This window comes from Mesorhizobium sp. BH1-1-4 (assembly GCF_020165665.1).
Taxonomy (GTDB): Bacteria; Pseudomonadota; Alphaproteobacteria; order Rhizobiales; family Rhizobiaceae; genus Mesorhizobium.
The window spans coordinates 61,707-81,723 of the sequence record NZ_JAIUIN010000020.1 but is presented as its reverse complement, the minus strand read 5'-3'; the positions used below and the strand labels follow the sequence as shown (position 1 = coordinate 81,723).

The window sequence follows — 20,017 nt, the reverse complement described above, 5'->3', positions numbered from 1 at the left end:
CCGAAAGATGGGGCCGTCGATTGATGGAAGTCCAATCCAGGCAAGCCGCCTTGGTCGGTCATATTGTGGAACTCAGGCCCCTTCAGCCGGAGCATTCCGCGGCACTTTTGAGTGCAGCCGCGGATGGCGAACTATGGAACCTGAAGGCCACCGTGGTTCCTGGGCCAGGCACGATCGATGACTATATTGCCAATGCGCTGGCTGGACGACAGGCCGGCACTGTCATGCCATACGCAATCGCCCTGCGCGCCACGGGCCTGATCTGCGGGAGCACGCGTTTCTGGAAAATCGACAGTGCGAACAGAAAGTTGGAGATTGGGCACACATGGCTCGGCAGTTCGGTCCAGCGATCGGGGGTCAATACCGAGGCCAAATACCTTCTTCTGGTGCATGCATTTGAGGTCATGGACTGTGTTCGCGTGCAATTCACCACCGACGAACTCAACAATGCGTCGAGAGCGGCGATTTTAAGAATAGGCGCAAAACAGGAAGGAATCGTTCGCAATGAACGGATCATGCCGGACGGCCGGAAACGCAATTCCGTCCGGTTCAGCATCATCGATTCCGAGTGGCCGGACGTGAAGGCGACGCTGCGGCAAAAAATGCGGCGATAGTCCCGCAAAACCGTTCGCCTTGGAATTTAGAACGAACCATCCGGATCAGGCGAAGGCCCGGCCTTCCTCGGTGCGCTGGAAATGCGCCAGGTCGAGCGGCACGGACGGGCGGCCGAGAACCGTCAGGATCATATGCGCCTGGCCGCGGTGATGGGTCTGGTGGTTGAAGACATGGGCCAGCGCGGGCGCCAGGCGCTGCGAAACGGTGCGCATGTCCGATACGGTCATGTAGGTGAAACGACCCGACAGCGCCTTGTCATTCAAGCCGCCGAGCCAGTCGATAATCCGCCGGTCCTCGGCCTCGCGCGCAGTCCTCAGGACAGGCAAGGCCCGGTGCAATATGGCGTCCAATGTCGTCGGCGCGGCGCCTTCGCCGGTGAAGCGCTTCATCCAGATGCGATCGGCGGCGAGCAGGTGGTTGAGCGTGCCCATCAGCGAGCCGAAGAAGGCACCGACGTCGCGATTGAATTCCTCGTCGTTGAGATCGTCGGCGGCATCGTAGATGCGGCCATTGGCCCATTGATTGTAGGCCGCAAACATCATGAAGTGCTGTTTCATCTTTTCTCCCGCCGCGCCTGTTTCGGGTGCCGGGAGCGATACCTAGAGCAATTCACCGTTTCACGGAAACGGTGAATTGCTCTAACTGTTTGTTTTGACGCAATTCCCAAGGGAAAGCGCTGCGCGCTTTTCCCGGGAAAACCGCTCGCACTTTTCCTGGAATTGCTCCAGACCGCAAAGGAACCCGTGCCAATGACCATTCTGCTCTATGATCTCGTTGGCCGTGACGAGGCGCGTCCGTTCAGTCCGCATTGCTGGAAGGCAACAATGGCGCTGGCCCACAAGGGGCTCGATATCTCGACCGCGCCGACGCGTTTTCTCGACGTGCCGGCCGTTGAGGGCGGCGTCTCGAAAACCGTTCCGGTGATCCGCGACGGCGACAAGGTCGTCGCCGATTCCTTCGCCATCGCGCTTTATCTCGAAGAGGCCTATCCGGATCGCCCGACGCTGTTTGGCGGCGAAGGCGGCAAGGCGATGGCGCGCTTCATCGAGCGCTGGTCGCAATTGACTATCCACCCTTATGTCACCGCCGCGGCGGTGGTTGACCTCCACGCCATGCAAGACGAAGAGAACGCCTCGTATTTCCGCAAGAGCCGGGAGCAGCGCCTCGGCAAGCGGCTGGAGGACGTCGTCGCCGCACGCGATGCCGGCCTGGCTACCTTCCGGGCGGCGCTGGAGCCGCTCCGCTCCATGCTGAGCTATCAGCCGTTTATCGGCGGCGCCTCGCCGCTGTTTGCCGACTATATCGTTTTCGGCGCACTGCAATGGGCACGCATCGCCATGCCTTACAAATTGCTCGACGACAGCGACGTGGCGGCGCAATGGTTCGCCCGCTGCCTCGACCTGCATGGCGGACTGGCACGAAAGGTTTCCGCCGCGGCGTGACGGCCGCAAACGCAGGCCCTGCCCGTCAGGCAGCCTGAGCGCCCCTCGACCTGTTGCGAAAATCAGCGGCGGGTAGCTGTCGCTACTTGGCCGACTTCTTTGGCTTGCTGGCTTTCGGCTTGCTGGCTTTCGCGGCGGCCTTTTCTTCCTTGGGGGCGGCTTTTGCCTTGCCAACGGCAGTCGCCTTCTTGGCTGGTTTCTTGCCTGTCGACGGGCTACCGGCGTCCTCCCGATCGACGTCGGCCGCCGCCTGGTGCCAATGGCGTTCGTGGTGTCCGGCCGGTTGCCCTTCTTCCTGCCAGATCTGATGTGCGCGGTTGCGAATGCGCTCCTGACGATCGTCTGTCATGGTCATGTTGTCTCCATGCGGGCCGACTTCAGCGCGGCGCCGACCGGGCAACTATAGCAAGCAATCCGTTGCTTTACAGCCGTCTGATCCTGCCTGCCTTCAGCGACCAGCCACGGAAGCGCCGGCCGTTCGACGCTCGCTATCGCTCCCCAGCCCCATTCGGGCTGCTGATAAACCGGACAACTCATCTGCTACCCAATCCGGACAACTCGTCTGCTTACGACAGGACCGCTCCTCACCCCTTGGCAATCAGCCGGGCGGCTTGTATAGAGCCCGCCACTCTCAATTCAAATCCAGACAAGGACCACCCATGGCGCTCGAACGCACCTTCTCCATGATCAAGCCGGACGCTACGCGGCGCAACCTCACCGGCGCCATCACCAGGATGCTGGAAGAAGCCGGCCTGCGCGTCATCGCCTCGCGCCGGGTGTGGATGAGCCGCCGCGAGGCGGAAGGCTTCTACGCCGTCCACAAGGACCGTCCGTTCTTCGGCGAGCTGGTTGAGTTTATGTCGTCGGCGCCGACAATCGTCCAGGTGCTGGAAGGCGAGAACGCCATCGCCAGGAACCGCGAAGTCATGGGCGCCACCAACCCGGCCAACGCGGCCGAAGGCACCATCCGCAAGGTGCATGCGCTGTCGATCGGCGAGAACTCGGTGCACGGCTCGGACGCGCCGGAGACCGCCGCGCAGGAGATCAAGTACTGGTTCTCGGACACCGAGATCGTCGGCTGAGCCGACACCGCAACGCTCCATGCGAAAAGGCCGGCGTTTCGCCGGCCTTTTTCTTGAGTGCAATCAGCTCGCGGCGCTGAAGCGCAGGATTTCGCGGCCGTCCTTGTCCGAGATGAAAAGCCTGCCGGCATCGACATTGAATGAAGCAGCCTTGGCCAGCGCCTCGAATAGCGCTTTTTCCTCGGCCATGACCTCCGGCGCGCAAGCCTTGTAGGTCGAGCCTATGTCGCTGATCGCGATCGTCTGGCCATCGACCTTGGCGGTGGCGAAATAGGTGTTGCAGGGGCCGCTGCCGCCGGCCTTGCCGGCCTCGCTGACCCTGAAGGTCGCTTGCGGCGCGGCGATGGTGCCAACGCCGTCGACATAGTCGACCAGCCAGACCTGATCAAAGACAGAAGCCGCCGGCTCGGCGTTCGGTGCCACCATCTTCAGCATGACGGTCTGGGGCGCGTCGGTCAGCGGATCGACCTGATGGCGCATGTCGGAGATGAACATCAGTCTGCCATCGACGACGATCCGAGCCTGCAAGGCATAGGTCATCCTCGGCTGGATGAGCGAAGGGTCGAATTTGATCTCGAAGCTGATCGGCACCTGGCCGGCCGGCTTGACGGTTTGCTCGCCGATGATCTTGGCCGGCGCGTCGGCGAGCGAGACATCGGCAAGCTGGACGGAAAGCACGGCGCTGGGTGGCAAGGCGATGCGCTCGCGATAGATCACCTCGCCGCTCACCGTCTTTTCGGCGGCCACGGAGAGCTCCGGCACCGCCAGGATACCGACGACCAGAGGCACGAAACCGAAGGCGAAGAACTCCGCGAGCCTGTCCAGCATGACCATCTCCCTTGCCCCGGACTGCCAAACCCCAGGCTGATCAACCTCACGCAATTGGCCAAAGGATTGCGGTCAATGCATGGCTGCGACAGGGATTTATTCGGAGGGCGATTTCCAGCGTCGAGCCGCCTGGGCGTCGGTTTCCTTGGCTTCGACCCAGCCGCCCTCGGAGCCGTCGGTGCGATGTTCCTTCTTCCAGAAGGGCGCGCGTGACTTGAGGTAGTCCATGAGGAAGTTCGCCGCCTCGAACGCCGCCTGGCGGTGCGCGGAAGCGGCGACCACCAGCACGATGTTGTCCCCCGGCGCGATCTTGCCGTGGCGGTGGATGACCGTGAGACCCTGCAGCGGCCAGCGCTCGGCGGCTTCGGATGCGATGCGGCCGATCTCGGCTTCGGCCATGCCGGGATAATGCTCGAGCTCGAGTGCCGAGAGCGCACCCTGCTCGTCGCGGCACAGGCCGGAGAAGGTGACCACCGCGCCGATGTCGGCACGGCCTTGCGTCAGCCCGGCGATCTCGGCCGCGACGTCGAAATCCTGGCGCTGGATGCGCACGGTCGGCACAGGGATGGCCGACATGGGTGTCAGCCCCCGGTCATCGGCGGAAACAGCGCGATCTCGCGCGCGCCCGATATCTTCTCGCGATGGTCGACATGTTCCTGGTTGATGGCAACGCGGATCACGTCGGGATATTGCAACGCGTGCTGGTAGCCTTCGCCGCGCGATTGCAGCCAGCGCAAGAGGTCGGCGACCGTCTCGATGCCGGCGGGCAATTCCACGTCTTCCTCGGGCATGCCGATCCGTTCGCGCACCCAGGCGAAATAGATGAGACGGGTCGTCATCTCACTCGTCCATGATGTGCTTGAGGCCGGCGCGGAAATAGTCGTAGCCGGTATAGAGCGTCACGAGGGCGGCGATCCACAAGAGCACGAGGCCGGTCTGCGTGGTCAGCGGGAAGATCTTGTCACCGGCAGGGCCTGCCAGCAGGAAGGCGATGGCCACCATCTGGATAGCGGTCTTCCATTTGGCAAGCTGCGTCACCGGGACCGACACTTTCAGCGCCGCCAGGTATTCACGCAGACCCGAAACCAGGATCTCGCGGCACAGGATGATGATCGCCGCCCAAAGCGACCACCCGGCTATGCCGGCATGGCGGTCGGTATCGGCGGCCAGCAGCAAGAGACAGGTTGCGACCAGAAGTTTATCGGCTATCGGATCGAGCATCTTGCCGATGTTGGACGTCTGCTGCCAGGCCCGCGCCAGGTAGCCGTCGAGATAATCGGTGATCGAGGCCAGCAGGAAGATGATCAGCGCCGACCAACGCGCGAAATCGCTCGATTTCAGATGTCCTTCGAGAAAAAAACACAGCACCACCAGCGGCACCGCGACAATGCGGGCGTAGGTGAGCATGTTGGGCAGGTTGAACGCGCGCTGGGCCATATCTGGTGGACTCTTTCTGCCTGCGTACTCAAATCAGAAGCGGATGTAGGGGGTCAACAGCCGAGATTCGATTGGCCAGACGAAAATAGCACCCTGACCGTCAGCTCTCATGGAAATGATTGTAGACCAGTTTTGCCACTTGCTCGGAAATACCGTCGACCTTGACCAGATCCTCGACCGCGGCGCGGCTCACCGCCTTGGCGGTTCCGAACGCCAAAAGCAGCGCCCGTTTGCGGCCGGGACCGATTCCGGCGATCTCGTCGAGCGGGCTCTTGACCAGTTCCTTCTTGCGGCGCGCCCGATGCGAACCGATGGCGAAGCGGTGGACCTCGTCGCGCAGGCGTTGGACGAAATAGAGCACGGGGTCGCGCACGGGGAGCGAGAACGAGTCCCTGCCCTTGACGAAGAAGCGTTCGCGGCCGGCATCGCGGTCCTGGCCCTTGGCGATACCGATGGCGACGACGCGGTCCTCGATGCCGAGATCGGAAAGGATCTTGCGCACCGCCGTCATCTGGCCCTGGCCACCATCGATGAGGATGACATCGGGCCAGGCAGGGAAGCTCCCGGAGATGTCTTCCTCGATATCCTCACCTGGATCCCCTTGGGCCGTGTCGTCGGGGGCAGCATTGCCATGTTCCCTGAGCAATCGCGAAAAGCGCCGCTCCATTACTTCGCGCATCATGCCGAAATCGTCGCCCGGCGTGATCTCCGTCGAGCGGATGTTAAATTTCCGGTACTGGTTCTTCACAAAGCCTTCCGGCCCCGCGACGACCATGGCGCCGACCGCGTTGGTGCCCATGATGTGCGAGTTGTCGTAGACTTCGATGCGCACCGGCGGCTTGGCCAGGCCTAAGGTCTCGGCGAAACCGGCAAGCAGCCGGGCTTGCGTCGAGGTTTCGGCCAGCCGACGGCCAAGCGCCTCACGCGCATTCTGCAAGGCGTTGTCCGTCAGGTCCTTTTTCTCGCCGCGCTGCGGCACCGAGATCGCCACCTTGCGGCCGGCACGGGTCGAGAGCGCCTCGGCCAGCAGTTCCTGGTCCTCGACGGTCTGCGACAAGAGGATGGCGCGCGGCGTCGGCTTGTCGTCATAGAATTGCGCCAGGAACGAGCCCAGCACTTCCGATCCTTCCAGCGCCGGATCGGCCTTCGGGAAATAGGCGCGGTTGCCCCAGTTCTGGCCGGTTCGGAAGAAGAACACCTGGATGCAAACCTGGCCGCCTTCCTGATGGATGGCGAAGACATCGGCCTCGTTGACGGTCGCCGGGTTGATGCCCTGATGGCTCTGCACATGCGACAAGGCCGCCAGCCGGTCGCGATAGATGGCGGCGCGCTCGAAATCGAGATCTTGCGAAGCCTGCTGCATGGCGGCCGAAATCTCGGTCTTCACCTTCTGGCTGCGGCCGGACAGAAAATCCTTCGCTTCGGCGACCAGCTCGGCATAACCCTGATGCGAGATTTCGCCGGTGCACGGACCGGCGCAACGCTTGATCTGGTAGAGCAGGCAGGGCCGCGTGCGGTTCTCGTAGAAGGAATTGGTGCAGCTTCTGAGCAGGAAAGCGCGCTGCAGCGAATTGATGGTGCGGCCAACGGCGCCCGCCGAGGCAAACGGGCCGAAATAGTCGCCCTTGCGCGAGCGCGCCCCGCGGTGCTTGTAAATGCCGGGCGAGACATGGTCGCCGGTCAGAAGAATATACGGAAACGACTTGTCGTCCCGCATCAGCACATTGAATCGCGGCCGCAAACGCTTGATGAGATTGGCTTCGAGCAGCAGCGCCTCGATCTCGGTGCGGGTGACGACGAACTCCATGGTCGACGTCTCGCGCACCATGCGGCCGATGCGGTTGGTGTGGAATCTGCCTTGCGCGTAGTTTGTGACACGCTTCTTCAGGCTGCGCGCCTTGCCGACATAGAGCACGTCGCCGGCGGCGTTCATCATCCGGTAGACGCCGGGCGCATTGGGCAGCCGCTTGACCAGTGTCTGGATCACCTCGGCGCCGACCATGCCTTCGGCGTCGCCGGCATGCGGCGTCCAGTCGATGGCCGTGAAGGCGACATCCGGGCCGGCGGGTTCGACGATCTCCTCGATCGCCTCATCCTCGAGGTCGATTTCGGGAGGAAGATCGTCGGCGCCGCCGCGCGCCTTGTTCTTGTGATCCAAAGGACTCATTCCGTCATGCCTGTCACATCGGGTGTCTGCCATGCAAGGTGCTGGCCGCCATCGAGGGCGATCATCTGGCCGGTGATCGAGCGCGCCTCCCAGAGATAGCGGATGGTGGCGCCGAATTCCGGCAATTCCGGGCCGCGTTTCAGGATCAGGCCGGCGACCTGCGCATCAAAGTCGGCATCGTCCTGGCGCGCGTTCTTCAGCGTCGGACCCGGCCCGATCGCGTTGACGCGAATGCGCGGCCCGAGCGCCTGAGCCAGCATCTGCGTCTGGGTCCACAACGCCGATTTGGACAGCGCATAGGAAAAATAGCGCGGCGTCGGCCGCCAGACACGCTGGTCGATGATGTTGACGATCAGCCCCTCACGCCCTTGCGGCAAGGAGCGGGCGAAATTCTGCGCCAACAGCGCCGGCGTCTTCACGTGAATGGCAAAGTGGCGATCCCAGGCCTGCCAGTCGAAATCCTCGAAGGAATCATCGACGAAAAGCGATGCGTTGTTGACCAGCAGCGAGATTGGGCCGAGCGCTGCCTGCGCCTGGCCGACGAGGTGGCCAACAGCATCCATGTCGGTCAGGTCAGCCGCAACCACGGCGGCGCGTCCGCCCGACCGGTTGATCCCCGCGGCCAATGCATCCGCCTCGTCGTGCGAGCGATTGGAATGGATGGCGACCGCGAAACCATGGCTGGCCAGGTCCTCGACGATCGCCTTGCCGATCCGTTTCGCTCCACCGGTCACCAGCGCCACGGCAGCGGCTGTGCTCATCTGTTGTCAATCCTCAATTTCGGCCCGAAAACGCGACGCCGGCGAAATATGGCCCGGCATGCGTTAAACGGCGTTCGCACCTGGGGCAGCATTGTGGCGAAGTGCCCAGTCCGGCAGGCTGAGCCCTCTTGTACGCGGAACCGCCGGACCGCAATATAGGACGCTGGACTCCTTGCACCAAGCGGTGTGCGGCGCAGCATGATCTCGCTGCTGACATTTCGCTGTTGCGAAGATGCAACGTCAAGGTTCTGCCTCATTCGTGCCGGGGAATGACCCAAGTTCAGGTTCGGTTCAGCCGCATTTTGACACGACATTTGGAACCGACGAACGCCAGATCCGTTTCACCCCCCGGACGGGTTGATGGCGATCGTGAGAAACAAGCCTGTGTCCTGTGGCTTAAGGAGTAAAGAACAATGCAAGCCAATCTCAAATTCGCACGGCCGCTGGCTGTTGCGCTCGGGCTCTTCGCCCTCGGTGGTACCGCTTATGCTGCGGACGTCGTTTCGGAAGAGCCGCCGGCACCCGCTCCGGTTGCCGAACTGCCCGTCGCCTCGTGGGCCGGTCCCTATGCCGGTATCAACCTCGGCTACGGCTTCAGCGGCCGTACCAAGGAAAAGGATGCCGGCTTTGAAACCGACACCAAGGGCTTCGTCGGCAGTGTCTTCGGCGGCTATCAGTGGCAGCAGGAGAACTTCGTGTACGGCGGTGAAGCCGAACTCGGCTACAACGGCGTCAAGGGCGACGACAACGGTGTCCACTCCAAGGGCGGCTTCGAGGGCTCGCTGCGTGCCCGTCTCGGCTACGCCGTAACCCCGGAAATCCTGCTCTATGGCACCGGCGGTCTCGCCGGCAAACACCAGAAGGTGGAAGATGACACCTTTGGCAGCGACACGGCGACCATGCTCGGCTGGACGGCCGGCGTCGGCACCGACATCAAGCTGACCGACAACGTGTTCGGCCGCGTCGAATATCGCTACACCGATTTCGGCTCGAAGAGCTTCGACGGTATCGGCAAGGTCAAGGCCACCGACAACCGCGTCACCTTCGGCGTCGGTATGAAGTTCTAAGTCGTTCAAGCCACGACACGAAAAGCCGGGCCTCGCGCCCGGCTTTTTTGTGCGGTCTCTGCTTCTTTGTGCGATCTCTCAGGCCGGCACCGCCGACTTCAGCTCCGGGAATTTTTCGTCGAAGCGCGCGGCCCAGCGGGTCAATCGGCCCCGGCCCTTTTCCCATTGCCCGCCAAAACGCAGCGACAGATAGCCAAGGGTGGCGCGCAGCGCCATCTGGCCGGCCGTGATCTTCTTCGGCAGTTTGGGCGGATTGGCATTGAGCAGATCGAGTGCGGACGTGATCTTGGCCCACTGGCGGTCGAGCCAGGGCTGATAGACCATCTCTTCGGGACGGGTGCGGCGTTCGTACACCATCGACAGCGCGCAATCGCAGATACCGTCAGCCAGCGCCTCCAGGACTTCCGCTTCCAGCCGCTTGTCGGGATTGCGCGGCAACAACGCGCTCTTCGAAATCCGGTTGAGGTGCTGGGTGATGGCGCGGCTGTCGTAGATCGCGCGGCCATCGTCGAGCACCAGCACAGGAATCTTGCCGAGCGGATTGGCGTTGATCAGTTCGGCCGGTCTGTCCTCGGTCTTGATCGGCACAAGATCGATGGCGACCCCGGCATAGGCCGCGGCCATCCTTACCTTGGAGCTGTAGGGAGAGGTGGATGCGTAGAGCAGCTTCGGCATGATCGGGTTCCTGTTTGCGGACATCCAGTGTCGACCGCAGGGCGGTTGTGATCAATCGCCAGGATGCAAAAAAACAGCAGCCAGAAACCGGTTGCGTTTCCGCCCGGCGTCACGAGAAGCCCAAACTGGAAGCCTACAAACCGATATGCTGTAAAATGTCAGCAGGCTACGACAGCAAGCTGCCGGGATTCAAATCCTCGCATACGCACTTTACCGGTGCCCACACTTCACAAGGGCCAGGCGTCGCGCCGAAACCTTCGCCGATCCCGGCAAGGACAGAACAAGGCGGGCGAGCGAGGCAGCCAACCGGCGCCTCGCTTTGCTTGCCCCCTCGGCCGATCCCGATGCTCAGCCCCGAGGGCTGAACCCGCTGCCGAATTTGCTCCGATCCAGAGCGCCAGAGCGTCCTTGCCGAATCCCGAAGGACACGTGACGCCCCGACGATCCGTCTACTTCTTGGCCGGAGCCTTCGCCTTCGCAGGCGCTGCCTTTGCCTTCGGCGCCGGGGCCTTCTTCACCGCCGGCTTGGTCGCGGCGGCGGCTGCTTTCGCGGCCGGCTTTGCGGCTGCTTTGGCGGCTGGCTTTGCCGCGGCTTTCGCGGCCGGCTTTGCGGCAGCTTTGGCGGCTGGCTTTGCCGCGGCTTTCGCGGGCGCCGCCTTCTTGGCAGCGGGCTTCGCCGCCGGCTTGGCCGCTGGCTTCTTGGCTGGTGCGGCTTTCGCTGCCGGCTTCGCGGGCGCTGCCTTCTTCACTGCCGGCTTCGCGACAGCCTTGGCCGCCGCCGGCTTCTTGGCCGGTGCTGCCTTGGCTGCCGGCTTTGACGCCGCCTTGGCAGGTGCTGCTTTTTTCACTGCCGTTGCGGCCTTCGCCGCGACTGCTTTTGCGGGTGCTTTCTTTGCCGGTGCCTTGGATGCCGGTGCCTTGGATGCCGGCGCTTTAGATGACTGCTTAGCCATGTCATGCCCCTTCACGTTATGCCGATGGCCGTGAATGACCTCGGCGCGCAATGCATATCTGACTCGCGTCTCGCTAGCCAGCGAAGCAATGGTATGATTTTCTCAGTTTAAATTTTGGTTGCGATCGACACACAATCACACTCATCACCGGAAAAATCCGCTGTTGATCTTCCGACGTCGCCAGCAATTTGACGCCGGCATTCTCGACGCGAGGCCGCCATCAAGCGCCGAAGAATAGCGAACTGCTTCACGCATGATCTTCGGCCGTCAATATGATGACCCGCCATCTCATCGAGGCGATCATCTTTTGCAGGCGAGCGGTTCGCGCGGGTCACGAGCGCGCTGCGACACACAATCTGAAGATCACCTTGTCAAGCAGGCGTCAAGCTCCTGCCTTCTGGTTGACAGAATACTCTGCGTGACAGAGTATTCTGTCAAAGAATGGAATCGTGCTTTCGATTTCGGCCGTGCAAAGGAAAAGGGATGCCACCTCTGTCCGAGATTGCCGGGTCACGCGGCGACAGCTCAAGGCTTGTCGCACTGGAGCCTCTCGATGAGCGCGGATGACATTATCCACCAGAGTACACGGCTCAGGATCATGGCCGTCCTCAACACGCTGGAAAGGCGCGAGGCACTGGAGTTCCCCCGGTTGAAGACCATGATCGAGGCCACCAACGGCAATCTCGGGGCGCATCTCGATACGCTGGCCAGAGCTGGCTATGTCGATATTGAAAAGCTTTTCGTCGGACGTCGGCCGCGGACACGGATCAGCGCGACGACGGCCGGTCGGCGGGCCTTTCGTGGTCACATTGCTTTTCTTCGCAAGCTCATCGATGGGGCTGAGCCGGCGCGACGCAGGAAATAGTGGAGTTCCCCGTCCCGGACCAACGAGCCGCGCCAACTCTTTGCCTGGAATTGCCTCAGCGCGTGGCGACGACGGCGACGCCGGCGCCGATCATCACGCCGCCCGCCGCGCGGTTGACCCGGCGCACGATCCTGGGCGTCCGCAACAGATTGCGGGCGCGGCCGGCGAGAACGACGTGTCCGCCGATCACCACGATTTCGACAGCCAGGATCACCGCGATCAGGATGCCGAGATGCGCTGACGTGAGCGAGGTTCCGACGACGTTCGGCAGCAGCGCCACGTAGAACAATGGCATTTTCGGATTGCCGAGGTTGAGGGCGACACCCGTGGCGAAGATCGACAACAGCCCTCGCCGCCCGGAGACAGGTTTCAGCTCCGGCACCACCGGCGCGGCCGTCCAGAGCCTGATTCCCATCCAGATCAAATAGGCCGCGCCGCCATACCGAAGGACGGTCATGACGAACGCCATCTTGGTGGCGATTATCGACAGGCCAAAGGCGGCGAGCACCAGAAAGATGAGGATGCCGACCACGGTGCCCGCACCATAGGCAACGCCCGACGCGGCGCCGCTGGAGATCGTGCGGGCGACGATCGTCATGTTGTCTGGGCCAGGACTGGCGGCGAACACGAAGAACGCGGCGGCGAAGGCAAGGATGGTGGCAAGGTCCATGGGACTCCCGAAAGTGATGTTGCTCTCGGGTGTTCAGGTTAGCCGATGCGGCCGCCGCAGGCATCAGAAAAATCAGGATCGACAATTGTCACTGACGACACCGACCGGGTGTACGTTATCGTCACGACTGATAGCCGAGACAAATGGCGCCGAGCGCGACGACGGCGCAGGCGCCGACCCGCCGAGGGGTCAGCGTTTCGCCGAGAAACATCCGGCCGATGAAGGCCGCGAAGACGACGCTGGTCTCGCGGATCGCGGTGATCGGACCGGCAGGCCCGAGCGCGAAGGCCGCCACGACGACGCCATAGGCCAGAAGTGCGAACAGGCCGCCGCCCAGTGCCTTCCAGGTTTCCGGTGCCCGCATGTTGACGGCGAGCCTGCCGCGAAAGGCGACGAAGGTCGCCGGCAGCAATGCGCCGTAGGCCAGCAGGACCCAGGCGGTGTAGGCGCCGACATTGCCCGCGGCGCGAACGCCGATCGCGTCCACCATCGCATAGGCGGCGATGATTGCCCCCGTTGCCAGCGCATAGAGGATCGATGTCGTGGAGGCTCTTCCTCGCCCGAGCGAAAGAGCCATGATGCCGCCGCCGACCAAGGCAACGCCCACGGTCTCAGGAGCGGTGAGATGCTGGCCGGCCAGCAGGAACCCGCCGAGCGTGACGAGCAGCGGCACGCTGCCGCGAACGATCGGATAGACCTGTCCCAGTTCGCCATATCGGTAGGCGGCCACCAGGAACACGCTGTAGCCGACCTGCAGGCAGGCCGAGAGCCCGACATAGGGCCAGGCGGTCGTCGCCGGAAGACCGTTGAGGATTGCCAGGGGAATGGCAAGCGCGGTGCTGGAGAAGCTCATGACGGTGACGGTCCACAACCTGTCGGCGCCCGTTCGCAGGAAGGCGTTCCAGCTTGCGTGCAGGATCGCCGCGAACAGCGCCAGCCCTATGACCAGCGGGCTCATTGCGGCCTGCGCGAGGCCGCGATGATGTCCAGGGCGGCCTTGCGGGCTTCGCGGATGGCGGCATCCCCCTGCCCCATCTGCGCCATCAGGGTCGCGCCTTCGATCAGCATCAGGAGGGTCGATGCCGCGCTCTCGGCCCGCCCGCGCGGCATCACCTGCGCGAGGATCGACCGCATGCGCTGCCTGAGGCCATTCTTCTGCCTGGCGACGGCCTTGAACACCGGATGCTGGGGATCGCCGAACTCGGCCAAGGCGTGGGCAAACAGGCAGCCATGAAAATCCGGCCTGCGGAACCAGCGGCCATGCCAGTCGAAAATCTTCGCGATTTTCTGCTCCGGCGTGATGCCCTCCTGGGCGAGCTGGTCGAGCTGGTCGTCAAAACGCCTGGCGCGATAGTCCAGCACCTCGACGATCAGCTCGTCCTTGCTGGGGAAATGGCGATACATCGTCATCTTGGCCACGCCGGCCTCGGCGATGATCCGGTCGATGCCGGTGGCATGGAAGCCGGCGCGCTTGAACAGCGCATAGGCCGTTTCGACGACATGCTGGCGTTTGTCGGAAGCAGGTGACGGTGTCATTGGCATTTACCAAGTGGTGAGACAGGTCTGTCTATCAGAGTGCAGCGGAACGCGCCTTCTGTCAACACAGGACATCAAAGCGCCTGCGACCCTTTCAGGTAGCAGGCGCGAAAAAAAGATCGGGAAGGAAGAGACGCGTTCAGCGCAGGACGCGGCAGCGGCCGTTATAGACCATCCAGCGATCGAAGCCCGAGACGCAGAACTCGACATTGTCGCCGATCGAGGCAAAGCCCTGGCCTTCCTCGATCAGATAGAAGATCGACCGGTCCCGGCCATCCGACAGGCTGACGGTTGCGCGGCAATAGTGACGGCCGATCGGCCACTCCTCGCTCGCCTGCTCATAGCGGTGCTGGCGAATGTCGCGAAAATCGGTGATGGCGACGTTGGGTAGATGCGGCACGTGGTGCACCTGATAGGAGAACCGATGCGTGATCTTGTTCAGAACCCATGACTCGCCACAGACGCTGCCGTCGTCCTCGGTATAGACGCCGAGGTCGGCCGCATGGACCGCCTGGGTGATTCCGAGAGGCGCGGCAAGGGGGGTGCAGAGCGAAATCAGGGCAGCAAGTGCGGATTTGGCGAAGCGAGTCATGACAGCCTCTCAAGGTCGGTTGCGCGCACTGTGCGGATTCGCTTGGCGTCGGTCAAGCGGTTGCGCGGACAATGGTTTCCGGAAACCAGCGCCGGACGAATGCCGTAAGCAGCAATGCGCCGATAGCCGGGAAGTTCCCCGGCATGCGGCTCCTGCTGGGCGCGCGGCAATCGCGGCGGCTATCACGGCGGCGTGACCTGCTCGCCGGCCAGCCATTCCAGCGACCAGTGCGCCGGTTTTCCCAGGGCAAGCAATTGGTGCAATGCCGGCAATATGGTTCGCAACTCACCTTCCAATGTGAAGGGCGGATTGACCACCACCATGCCGGTGCCATCGAGGCTGGGTTCCGACGAGGCTGGCTTGATCTCGAATTCTATGTCGAGGATTTTCGGGATGCCGGACTGCTTCAGCGCTTTCCGGAAGGCGATGACCGCCTTGCGATCCTTGACCGGATACCACAGCGCGTAAATGCCGCCGGGCCAGCGCCGGTGCGCCCTCACCAGTCCGTCGACGAGGCGGCCGAACTCACCCTCTTCCTCGAAGGGTGGATCGATGAGCACCAGGCCGCGCTTTTCCTTCGGCGGCAGATGCGCTCCAAGCGCAAGCCAGCCGTCAAGTTCCATCACTCTGGTCTGGAAATCGTCGGCGAATTCCGCTTTCAGCCTGGCGGCGTCTTTCGGATGTAGCTCGATCGCCGACAGCCGGTCCTGCTTGCGCAGGAGATGGCGCGCGAGCAGCGGCGAGCCCGGATACTTCTTCACGCCGCCCGCGGGATTGAGCGAGCGCACCGCCTCCAGATAAGGCGCCAGCAGTGCTGCGGCCTTCGCGTCGAACGCGGCATCGATCAGCCTGCCGATGCCGCCCTGCCACTCGCCGGTCTTCTGGGCTTCGAGCGATGAAAGATCGTAGCGGCCAATGCCGGCATGGGTGTCGACGACACGAAACGCCTTGTCCTTCTGCTTGAGATATTCGAGCAGGCGCGTCAGCACGACATGCTTGACGACATCGGCGAAATTTCCGGCGTGGTAGGCGTGGCGGTAGTTCACTTCGGCCCCCTGCCCCAGCGTGGCGGTGGCGGCTGCGAGTTTGGATTTTCCGGCCGGCCGCCACCAGAACGCAAGGACAGCAGGAAACCGATCAAGCCGACCGCCATCAGCGACAAGCCTATCGGCCGCGCGCGGCTGTCGATCTCACCGACGCCGGAGCGCAGGACAAGGTCGACCGCCCGCATCGGTATGTCCTCGGCATCGCCCGGACCGACGGTGAAGACGTAAGCGCCAGGGCTGACGGTGGCGATCAGGCCTGCCTCGTCGCGAAAGATCTTGTCGGGCAGTTGTGGGCTGGCCTGGCGCGGATTGTCCACATGGTTGAACCGCAGCGTCGAGGCAAGCACCGTGCGGCCGTTGGTGGCGGCGGTCAACGTCAACACCGTGCGCTGCTGCGAAACGATGCGTTCAGCCCTCGCGGTCAGGTCGACCAGCACCCGCACAGGCGCATCGCGACCTTTGAGCGATACGGTTAGCGGCCTGAACCGGCCCTGCTCATAGACCCGCCAAGTGCCGATTTCACGGCCGGAAAAATTGCTCATCGCCCAGGGGTAGATGAGACCGACGCCGGTGCCAGCCAACAGGATCAGGACGAAGAGAAAGCGCATTCAGGCGGTCACCTTGCAATCAAACCTTACCGGACGGCTGGCTTGTACCGGCACCGTCGCGCAAGCGTTCCGTTTCGTCCAGCACCATGTCGATGCCGAGTTCGAAGGTCTTGCCGAAGCCAGGCTGCCCAAGCTTCGTGAAACAATTTCCCAAAACCGGTCTGCCCGGTGCCTGGGCCGAGGTCAAGGCTAATGGCATGCAGGTCGATTTCGATATGTTTAAGAAGGAAATGGGCGGGCAATACCATATCCAAGCTGGCGCACCGCGTCAGGAGCGGGCTGCCGCAGGACACGGGGCGCCCGCCCCGCTTTGCGGTTGGCTGAACGAGATGGCCCGCGGAGAAACGGGCCATCTCGACCATTTTCAGCCAGCGTACCAGTGCGGCGTTCGTCCCGGATGCGTGATCGCGCAATAGACAGCGCTCTGCCATATCCTCAAATGCCGTTGCCAAGACAGCCGGCATTCCACTATGAATTGGATACGCCTGTTCTTCAGGCGAAAAAACGAATGTTGTCGCGTACCTCAGGCGAATGAGGCATCTCGCATGCAAAAAACTTCCGATCCGTCCAACGTAAAGGAATCGGAGTTAAAACGCATTCTCGATTTCCGATTTTCCCTTCTGGTTTTGGCTCTTGGTCTACTTTTCTTCACCTCTAGCTGCGACGTGGACTCCCTCCATAAAGCGATACTGGCAAAGTATTCACAGCCAGATGTTTATATCTGCAGCCCGAGCGGATTTGGGCAACAATCTCATTGCAACCTAAAGATTTGACATCCTGCTGAAACGGTCTTCATCGGATGGTTTTCCGGGTCCGCACCCCCGCGTCTCGCGCGGGCATTCCTCGACATTCCTCACTATCAAGCTTTCGATCGCCCCGGGGAATAACGCGGAGCGGTTCGTGTCACGGTCGAGCCCAATACGCTGATTCAAAATGAGGAACCGCCGCCACAGCCAGGCGCGTGCGCGCCGACCCATGATTAACCACTGGCAAACACATTTGGTTAAGGAATTGCTAATTTAGTTGACTGGAATTCCTATAGGTATATTTTCAGTTCGTTGGGATGTGCAATTTGGGCGAGCAATCGGCGATGATGGCACCAAGCGCGTGATCGCGATCTCGGGGCGCGTGGACTGCTGAACGGCAGCATATAAGCCGGGCGGCGGTGGCCCCGTACACTCAGAGAATGACAAGCGCACATCAATGATGGCGATCCGCGGACGCGGAGGATTGCCGCGTTTCAAGAACGTGGCCGGGCAGTGCGTTGCCTCGGCCCTGGGTAGCGTGTGCGGTGCGTAGGAGGAATGCATGAGTAAGGTGATAAAGGTTCTGAAACTTGGTTCCAGAAGCGATCAGAGGGGCAACGGCAAGAGCCACGACCGAGGCCGCGCCCTGGTCGCCGGGGGCGCCGGTTTCCTGGGATCGCACCTGTGCGAACGTCTCTTGCAGGAGGGATACGACGTCGTCGCGGTCGACAATTTCCATACTGGCAAAAGATACAATCTCAATGCGCTGCTGCGCGATCCTAGATTCAGCTGCATCGAGCACGATATCGTCGAGCCATTGCCCTTGGACCTTCGGGTCGACGAGATCTACAATCTCGCCTGCCCGGCTTCTCCGCCACATTACCAGGCAGATCCGATCCACACCTTCAAGACGAGCGTGCTTGGCGCGCTGAACCTGTTGGAACTCGCGCGCCGCAACAATGCCAAGATATTCCAGGCCTCGACTTCCGAGGTCTATGGCGATCCCTTCGTACACCCCCAGCCCGAAAGCTATTTCGGCAATGTAAACACGCACGGACCGCGCTCCTGCTACGATGAAGGCAAACGTTCGGCCGAAACCCTGTTCTTCGACTATTCGAGGACATATGGCCTCGATATCCGCGTGGCCCGCATCTTCAACACTTACGGCCGCCGCATGCAGCCCGACGACGGGCGCGTCGTCTCGAACTTCATCGTCCAGGCCTTGCGTGGCCAAGACCTGACCGTCTACGGCAGCGGCCTGCAGACCCGCTCCTTCTGCTACGCCGACGACCTGATCGAGGGGTTCATGCGGCTGATGAACGCGCCGTGTGCTCCCGCCCACCCGGTCAACCTCGGCAATCCCGGGGAATTCACCGTCATGGAACTCGCGACGCTGGTCATCGGCTATACCAATTCCAGATCGAAGATCGTACATCGGCCACTGCCGATCGACGATCCCAGACAGCGCAAACCCGACATTTCCTTCGCCAAGAACAATCTCGGCTGGGAGCCGAGGATCAATCTGGCCCAGGGGCTGACGCATACCGTCGACTATTTCGACGCCCTGCTCTTCGGAAGCCGGATGGCAAAGGGCGCCGCGGCTTCATGACCGGGAAGGCGATCCTGGTGACGGGTGGGGCCGGTTTCATCGGCAGCCACACCTGCAAGCTGCTTGCCGGTGCCGGCTACCTGCCCGTGGCCTTCGACAATTTGTGCCGCGGCAACGAGAAGGCTGTCGCCTGGGGTCCGCTTGTCGTCGGCGATATCCGGGACCGTGACGCACTGCAGGCGGCGATGGCGACGTACCGGCCGAGCGCGGTCATCCACTTCGCGGCGCTGGCCTATGTCGGCGAGTCCGTCCAGCAGCCGGCGGAATACTATTCGAGCAATGTGACGGGCACCATCGCCGTGCTCGATGCGGCACGCACGCACGCCGTCGAAAACATCATTTTCTCCAGCAGCTGCGCAACCTACGGCGTGCCGGAAGCACTGCCGGTTCGCGAGAGTTCGTCGCAAAATCCGATCAGCCCTTACGGGCGTACCAAGCTGATGGGCGAACAGATCATCGGCGACTATGCCGCCGCCTACAGAATGAAGTTCGCCATCCTGCGCTACTTCAACGCCTGCGGGGCCGATCCCGACGGGGAACTCGGCGAGTGGCATTCCCCGGAAACCCACCTGGTTCCAAGAGTGCTGATGGCGGCGTCAGGCATCATCGATGAAATCGAGGTCTTCGGCACCGATTACGAGACTTCGGATGGCACTTGCGTGCGCGACTATATCCACGTCAGCGATCTGGCCCGCGCCCACCTGAAAGCGCTCCAACACCTCGAGCGCGGCGGAAAAAGCCTGGCGGTCAACCTCGGCACCGGGCGAGGCGTATCCATCAAGGAGATCGTCCAGGCGGTCAGCCGGGTGACGTCGAGACCGGTCCCGGCCGTCTTCAGGACACGGCGACCGGGGGATCCGGCCGAGCTCTATGCCGATCCCAGCAAGGCGCGGGCACATCTTGGCTTTGTGCCTGAGCTTTCCGACATCGAGACGATCGTCAGGACGGCCGCCCCCTTCTTCGGGCTGCGAACGAGACCGGCGACACAGCCGCCAAACAAGGCGGCAATAGCTGTCGCTGTCCGTTAGATCAGAGAGATCGGGCGCGGCAACTGGCGCGCTGGCCAAATCCGCTTGGACCGCAGACCCAAGGCGAAGCGCCCGGGAACGCACCACTTTCGCCGGAATTGAAGGCGACCTTCACGGGTCCCGCCATGCGCGGCGCGATCGGCGGTGGCGGTGCAAAGGCGTAAGTTCTTTCCGTGGTCTGGATGGTGCTTGTCATCAGCATCTCAGGCTCGATCCTGAGCGAACGCATGACGTATCCAGCCTGGACCGGCCGGACCGCCGGCTTGCTCCGGACCGGATGCACGACCGGT

General features: G+C 62.4%; 25 protein-coding genes. 8 read left to right on the top strand and 17 right to left on the bottom strand.

Annotated elements, in window-relative coordinates; genetic code table 11:
- Window positions 1-23: 23 nt before the first annotated feature.
- A complete protein-coding gene (locus LB569_RS25480) occupies window positions 24-614 on the top strand; it encodes a GNAT family N-acetyltransferase (protein ID WP_224694543.1) in 591 nt (196 codons plus the stop codon).
- A 45-nt stretch (window positions 615-659) separates the two neighbouring features.
- Here LB569_RS25480 and LB569_RS25475 read toward each other — a convergent pair whose 3' ends face one another.
- Window positions 660-1,172 carry a DinB family protein gene (locus LB569_RS25475; RefSeq protein ID WP_224694542.1) on the bottom strand — a complete coding sequence of 171 codons (513 nt, stop codon included), beginning with the start codon at window positions 1,170-1,172 and terminating at the stop codon, window positions 660-662.
- 192 nt (window positions 1,173-1,364) lie between these two features.
- Between LB569_RS25475 and LB569_RS25470 the strand changes: the two genes are divergently transcribed.
- Window positions 1,365-2,057: a glutathione S-transferase family protein gene (locus LB569_RS25470; protein WP_224541077.1), complete on the top strand. Its 693-nt coding sequence runs from the start codon at window positions 1,365-1,367 to the stop codon at window positions 2,055-2,057.
- 82 nt (window positions 2,058-2,139) lie between these two features.
- Here the strand turns inward: LB569_RS25470 and LB569_RS25465 are convergent, their stop codons facing one another.
- Window positions 2,140-2,412 (bottom strand): DUF2934 domain-containing protein, encoded by a 273-nt coding sequence (locus LB569_RS25465; protein ID WP_224694541.1) that lies wholly within the window; start codon window positions 2,410-2,412, stop codon window positions 2,140-2,142.
- Window positions 2,413-2,716: 304 nt separating this feature from the next.
- On the opposite strand from LB569_RS25465, the gene ndk reads away from it, so the two are divergent.
- Window positions 2,717-3,139, top strand: coding sequence for a nucleoside-diphosphate kinase (gene ndk, locus LB569_RS25460; RefSeq protein ID WP_023701900.1), 423 nt, complete (start codon window positions 2,717-2,719; stop codon window positions 3,137-3,139).
- A 63-nt stretch (window positions 3,140-3,202) separates the two neighbouring features.
- Here the strand turns inward: ndk and LB569_RS25455 are convergent, their stop codons facing one another.
- The 6 genes from LB569_RS25455 to LB569_RS25430 form a co-directional block, all read right to left on the bottom strand.
- Complete coding sequence (locus LB569_RS25455) at window positions 3,203-3,967, bottom strand: YbaY family lipoprotein (protein WP_224694540.1); 765 nt, start codon at window positions 3,965-3,967, stop codon at window positions 3,203-3,205.
- Window positions 3,968-4,063: 96 nt separating this feature from the next.
- Window positions 4,064-4,543 (bottom strand): molybdenum cofactor biosynthesis protein MoaE, encoded by a 480-nt coding sequence (locus LB569_RS25450; protein WP_224694539.1) that lies wholly within the window; start codon window positions 4,541-4,543, stop codon window positions 4,064-4,066.
- A 5-nt stretch (window positions 4,544-4,548) separates the two neighbouring features.
- The gene (gene moaD / locus LB569_RS25445) at window positions 4,549-4,806 is read right to left on the bottom strand and encodes a molybdopterin converting factor subunit 1 (RefSeq protein WP_149906236.1); all 258 of its coding nucleotides are present in this window, start codon (window positions 4,804-4,806) and stop codon (window positions 4,549-4,551) included.
- Between the two features lies 1 nt (window position 4,807).
- Complete coding sequence (pgsA, locus tag LB569_RS25440) at window positions 4,808-5,404, bottom strand: CDP-diacylglycerol--glycerol-3-phosphate 3-phosphatidyltransferase (protein ID WP_140710699.1); 597 nt, start codon at window positions 5,402-5,404, stop codon at window positions 4,808-4,810.
- Between the two features lie 100 nt (window positions 5,405-5,504).
- Window positions 5,505-7,571: an excinuclease ABC subunit UvrC gene (gene uvrC, locus LB569_RS25435; protein ID WP_224694538.1), complete on the bottom strand. Its 2,067-nt coding sequence runs from the start codon at window positions 7,569-7,571 to the stop codon at window positions 5,505-5,507.
- Window positions 7,568-8,332, bottom strand: coding sequence for an SDR family oxidoreductase (locus tag LB569_RS25430; RefSeq protein WP_224694537.1), 765 nt, complete (start codon window positions 8,330-8,332; stop codon window positions 7,568-7,570). The genes uvrC and LB569_RS25430 overlap by 4 nt, the downstream gene beginning before the upstream one ends.
- Before the next feature lie 413 nt (window positions 8,333-8,745).
- Between LB569_RS25430 and LB569_RS25425 the strand changes: the two genes are divergently transcribed.
- Window positions 8,746-9,399, top strand: coding sequence for an outer membrane protein (locus LB569_RS25425; RefSeq protein WP_224541063.1), 654 nt, complete (start codon window positions 8,746-8,748; stop codon window positions 9,397-9,399).
- Between the two features lie 78 nt (window positions 9,400-9,477).
- On the opposite strand, the gene LB569_RS25420 is transcribed toward LB569_RS25425, so the two are convergent.
- Both LB569_RS25420 and LB569_RS25415 read right to left on the bottom strand, forming a co-directional pair.
- Window positions 9,478-10,074 (bottom strand): glutathione S-transferase, encoded by a 597-nt coding sequence (locus LB569_RS25420; protein WP_224694536.1) that lies wholly within the window; start codon window positions 10,072-10,074, stop codon window positions 9,478-9,480.
- A gap of 449 nt (window positions 10,075-10,523) precedes the next feature.
- Entirely contained in the window at window positions 10,524-10,922 is a 399-nt protein-coding gene (locus LB569_RS25415; RefSeq protein ID WP_224694535.1) for a hypothetical protein, read from the bottom strand.
- A gap of 658 nt (window positions 10,923-11,580) precedes the next feature.
- On the opposite strand from LB569_RS25415, the gene LB569_RS25410 reads away from it, so the two are divergent.
- Entirely contained in the window at window positions 11,581-11,892 is a 312-nt protein-coding gene (locus LB569_RS25410) for a transcriptional regulator (RefSeq protein WP_224694534.1), read from the top strand.
- Window positions 11,893-11,947: 55 nt separating this feature from the next.
- Here the strand turns inward: LB569_RS25410 and LB569_RS25405 are convergent, their stop codons facing one another.
- The 6 genes from LB569_RS25405 to LB569_RS25380 form a co-directional block, all read right to left on the bottom strand.
- Window positions 11,948-12,562 carry a LysE family translocator gene (locus LB569_RS25405; protein ID WP_224694533.1) on the bottom strand — a complete coding sequence of 205 codons (615 nt, stop codon included), beginning with the start codon at window positions 12,560-12,562 and terminating at the stop codon, window positions 11,948-11,950.
- Between the two features lie 121 nt (window positions 12,563-12,683).
- Entirely contained in the window at window positions 12,684-13,520 is an 837-nt protein-coding gene (locus LB569_RS25400) for a DMT family transporter (protein WP_224694532.1), read from the bottom strand.
- Window positions 13,517-14,098 carry a TetR/AcrR family transcriptional regulator gene (locus tag LB569_RS25395; protein ID WP_224694531.1) on the bottom strand — a complete coding sequence of 194 codons (582 nt, stop codon included), beginning with the start codon at window positions 14,096-14,098 and terminating at the stop codon, window positions 13,517-13,519. Before LB569_RS25395 ends, LB569_RS25400 begins: the two co-directional genes overlap by 4 nt.
- Before the next feature lie 139 nt (window positions 14,099-14,237).
- Complete coding sequence (locus tag LB569_RS25390) at window positions 14,238-14,690, bottom strand: hypothetical protein (RefSeq protein ID WP_224694530.1); 453 nt, start codon at window positions 14,688-14,690, stop codon at window positions 14,238-14,240.
- A 182-nt stretch (window positions 14,691-14,872) separates the two neighbouring features.
- Window positions 14,873-15,736: a 23S rRNA (adenine(2030)-N(6))-methyltransferase RlmJ gene (locus LB569_RS25385; RefSeq protein WP_224694529.1), complete on the bottom strand. Its 864-nt coding sequence runs from the start codon at window positions 15,734-15,736 to the stop codon at window positions 14,873-14,875.
- Window positions 15,733-16,344, bottom strand: coding sequence for a hypothetical protein (locus LB569_RS25380; protein WP_224694528.1), 612 nt, complete (start codon window positions 16,342-16,344; stop codon window positions 15,733-15,735). Before LB569_RS25380 ends, LB569_RS25385 begins: the two co-directional genes overlap by 4 nt.
- A gap of 137 nt (window positions 16,345-16,481) precedes the next feature.
- On the opposite strand from LB569_RS25380, the gene LB569_RS25375 reads away from it, so the two are divergent.
- The 3 genes from LB569_RS25375 (at window position 16,482) to galE (ending at window position 19,727) form a co-directional block, all read left to right on the top strand.
- Window positions 16,482-16,760 (top strand): hypothetical protein, encoded by a 279-nt coding sequence (locus LB569_RS25375; RefSeq protein WP_224694527.1) that lies wholly within the window; start codon window positions 16,482-16,484, stop codon window positions 16,758-16,760.
- An 892-nt stretch (window positions 16,761-17,652) separates the two neighbouring features.
- Window positions 17,653-18,699: a UDP-glucuronic acid decarboxylase family protein gene (locus LB569_RS25370; protein ID WP_224694526.1), complete on the top strand. Its 1,047-nt coding sequence runs from the start codon at window positions 17,653-17,655 to the stop codon at window positions 18,697-18,699.
- Window positions 18,696-19,727, top strand: coding sequence for a UDP-glucose 4-epimerase GalE (gene galE / locus LB569_RS25365; protein ID WP_224694525.1), 1,032 nt, complete (start codon window positions 18,696-18,698; stop codon window positions 19,725-19,727). Before LB569_RS25370 ends, galE begins: the two co-directional genes overlap by 4 nt.
- Before the next feature lies 1 nt (window position 19,728).
- Here galE and LB569_RS25360 read toward each other — a convergent pair whose 3' ends face one another.
- Entirely contained in the window at window positions 19,729-19,956 is a 228-nt protein-coding gene (locus LB569_RS25360; RefSeq protein WP_224694524.1) for a hypothetical protein, read from the bottom strand.
- Window positions 19,957-20,017: the final 61 nt, after the last annotated feature.

Excerpts from the sequence above, each read along its gene's own strand:
- LB569_RS25360 (WP_224694524.1), bottom strand. The coding sequence starts at position 19,956 with ATGCGTTCGCTCAGGATCGAGCCTGAGATGCTGATGACAAGCACCATC.
- LB569_RS25470 (WP_224541077.1), top strand. The coding sequence starts at position 1,365 with ATGACCATTCTGCTCTATGATCTCGTTGGCCGTGACGAGGCGCGTCCG.
- LB569_RS25480 (WP_224694543.1), top strand. The coding sequence starts at position 24 with ATGGAAGTCCAATCCAGGCAAGCCGCCTTGGTCGGTCATATTGTGGAA.
- ndk (WP_023701900.1), top strand. The coding sequence starts at position 2,717 with ATGGCGCTCGAACGCACCTTCTCCATGATCAAGCCGGACGCTACGCGG.
- LB569_RS25420 (WP_224694536.1), bottom strand. The coding sequence starts at position 10,074 with ATGCCGAAGCTGCTCTACGCATCCACCTCTCCCTACAGCTCCAAGGTA.
- LB569_RS25400 (WP_224694532.1), bottom strand. The coding sequence starts at position 13,520 with ATGAGCCCGCTGGTCATAGGGCTGGCGCTGTTCGCGGCGATCCTGCAC.
- LB569_RS25450 (WP_224694539.1), bottom strand. The coding sequence starts at position 4,543 with ATGTCGGCCATCCCTGTGCCGACCGTGCGCATCCAGCGCCAGGATTTC.
- LB569_RS25410 (WP_224694534.1), top strand. The coding sequence starts at position 11,581 with ATGAGCGCGGATGACATTATCCACCAGAGTACACGGCTCAGGATCATG.
- LB569_RS25430 (WP_224694537.1), bottom strand. The coding sequence starts at position 8,332 with ATGAGCACAGCCGCTGCCGTGGCGCTGGTGACCGGTGGAGCGAAACGG.
- LB569_RS25380 (WP_224694528.1), bottom strand. The coding sequence starts at position 16,344 with ATGCGCTTTCTCTTCGTCCTGATCCTGTTGGCTGGCACCGGCGTCGGT.
- uvrC (WP_224694538.1), bottom strand. The coding sequence starts at position 7,571 with ATGAGTCCTTTGGATCACAAGAACAAGGCGCGCGGCGGCGCCGACGAT.
- pgsA (WP_140710699.1), bottom strand. The coding sequence starts at position 5,404 with ATGGCCCAGCGCGCGTTCAACCTGCCCAACATGCTCACCTACGCCCGC.
- galE (WP_224694525.1), top strand. The coding sequence starts at position 18,696 with ATGACCGGGAAGGCGATCCTGGTGACGGGTGGGGCCGGTTTCATCGGC.
- LB569_RS25425 (WP_224541063.1), top strand. The coding sequence starts at position 8,746 with ATGCAAGCCAATCTCAAATTCGCACGGCCGCTGGCTGTTGCGCTCGGG.
- LB569_RS25465 (WP_224694541.1), bottom strand. The coding sequence starts at position 2,412 with ATGACCATGACAGACGATCGTCAGGAGCGCATTCGCAACCGCGCACAT.
- LB569_RS25405 (WP_224694533.1), bottom strand. The coding sequence starts at position 12,562 with ATGGACCTTGCCACCATCCTTGCCTTCGCCGCCGCGTTCTTCGTGTTC.
- LB569_RS25455 (WP_224694540.1), bottom strand. The coding sequence starts at position 3,967 with ATGCTGGACAGGCTCGCGGAGTTCTTCGCCTTCGGTTTCGTGCCTCTG.
- LB569_RS25370 (WP_224694526.1), top strand. The coding sequence starts at position 17,653 with ATGAGTAAGGTGATAAAGGTTCTGAAACTTGGTTCCAGAAGCGATCAG.
- LB569_RS25475 (WP_224694542.1), bottom strand. The coding sequence starts at position 1,172 with ATGAAACAGCACTTCATGATGTTTGCGGCCTACAATCAATGGGCCAAT.
- LB569_RS25390 (WP_224694530.1), bottom strand. The coding sequence starts at position 14,690 with ATGACTCGCTTCGCCAAATCCGCACTTGCTGCCCTGATTTCGCTCTGC.
- moaD (WP_149906236.1), bottom strand. The coding sequence starts at position 4,806 with ATGACGACCCGTCTCATCTATTTCGCCTGGGTGCGCGAACGGATCGGC.
- LB569_RS25395 (WP_224694531.1), bottom strand. The coding sequence starts at position 14,098 with ATGACACCGTCACCTGCTTCCGACAAACGCCAGCATGTCGTCGAAACG.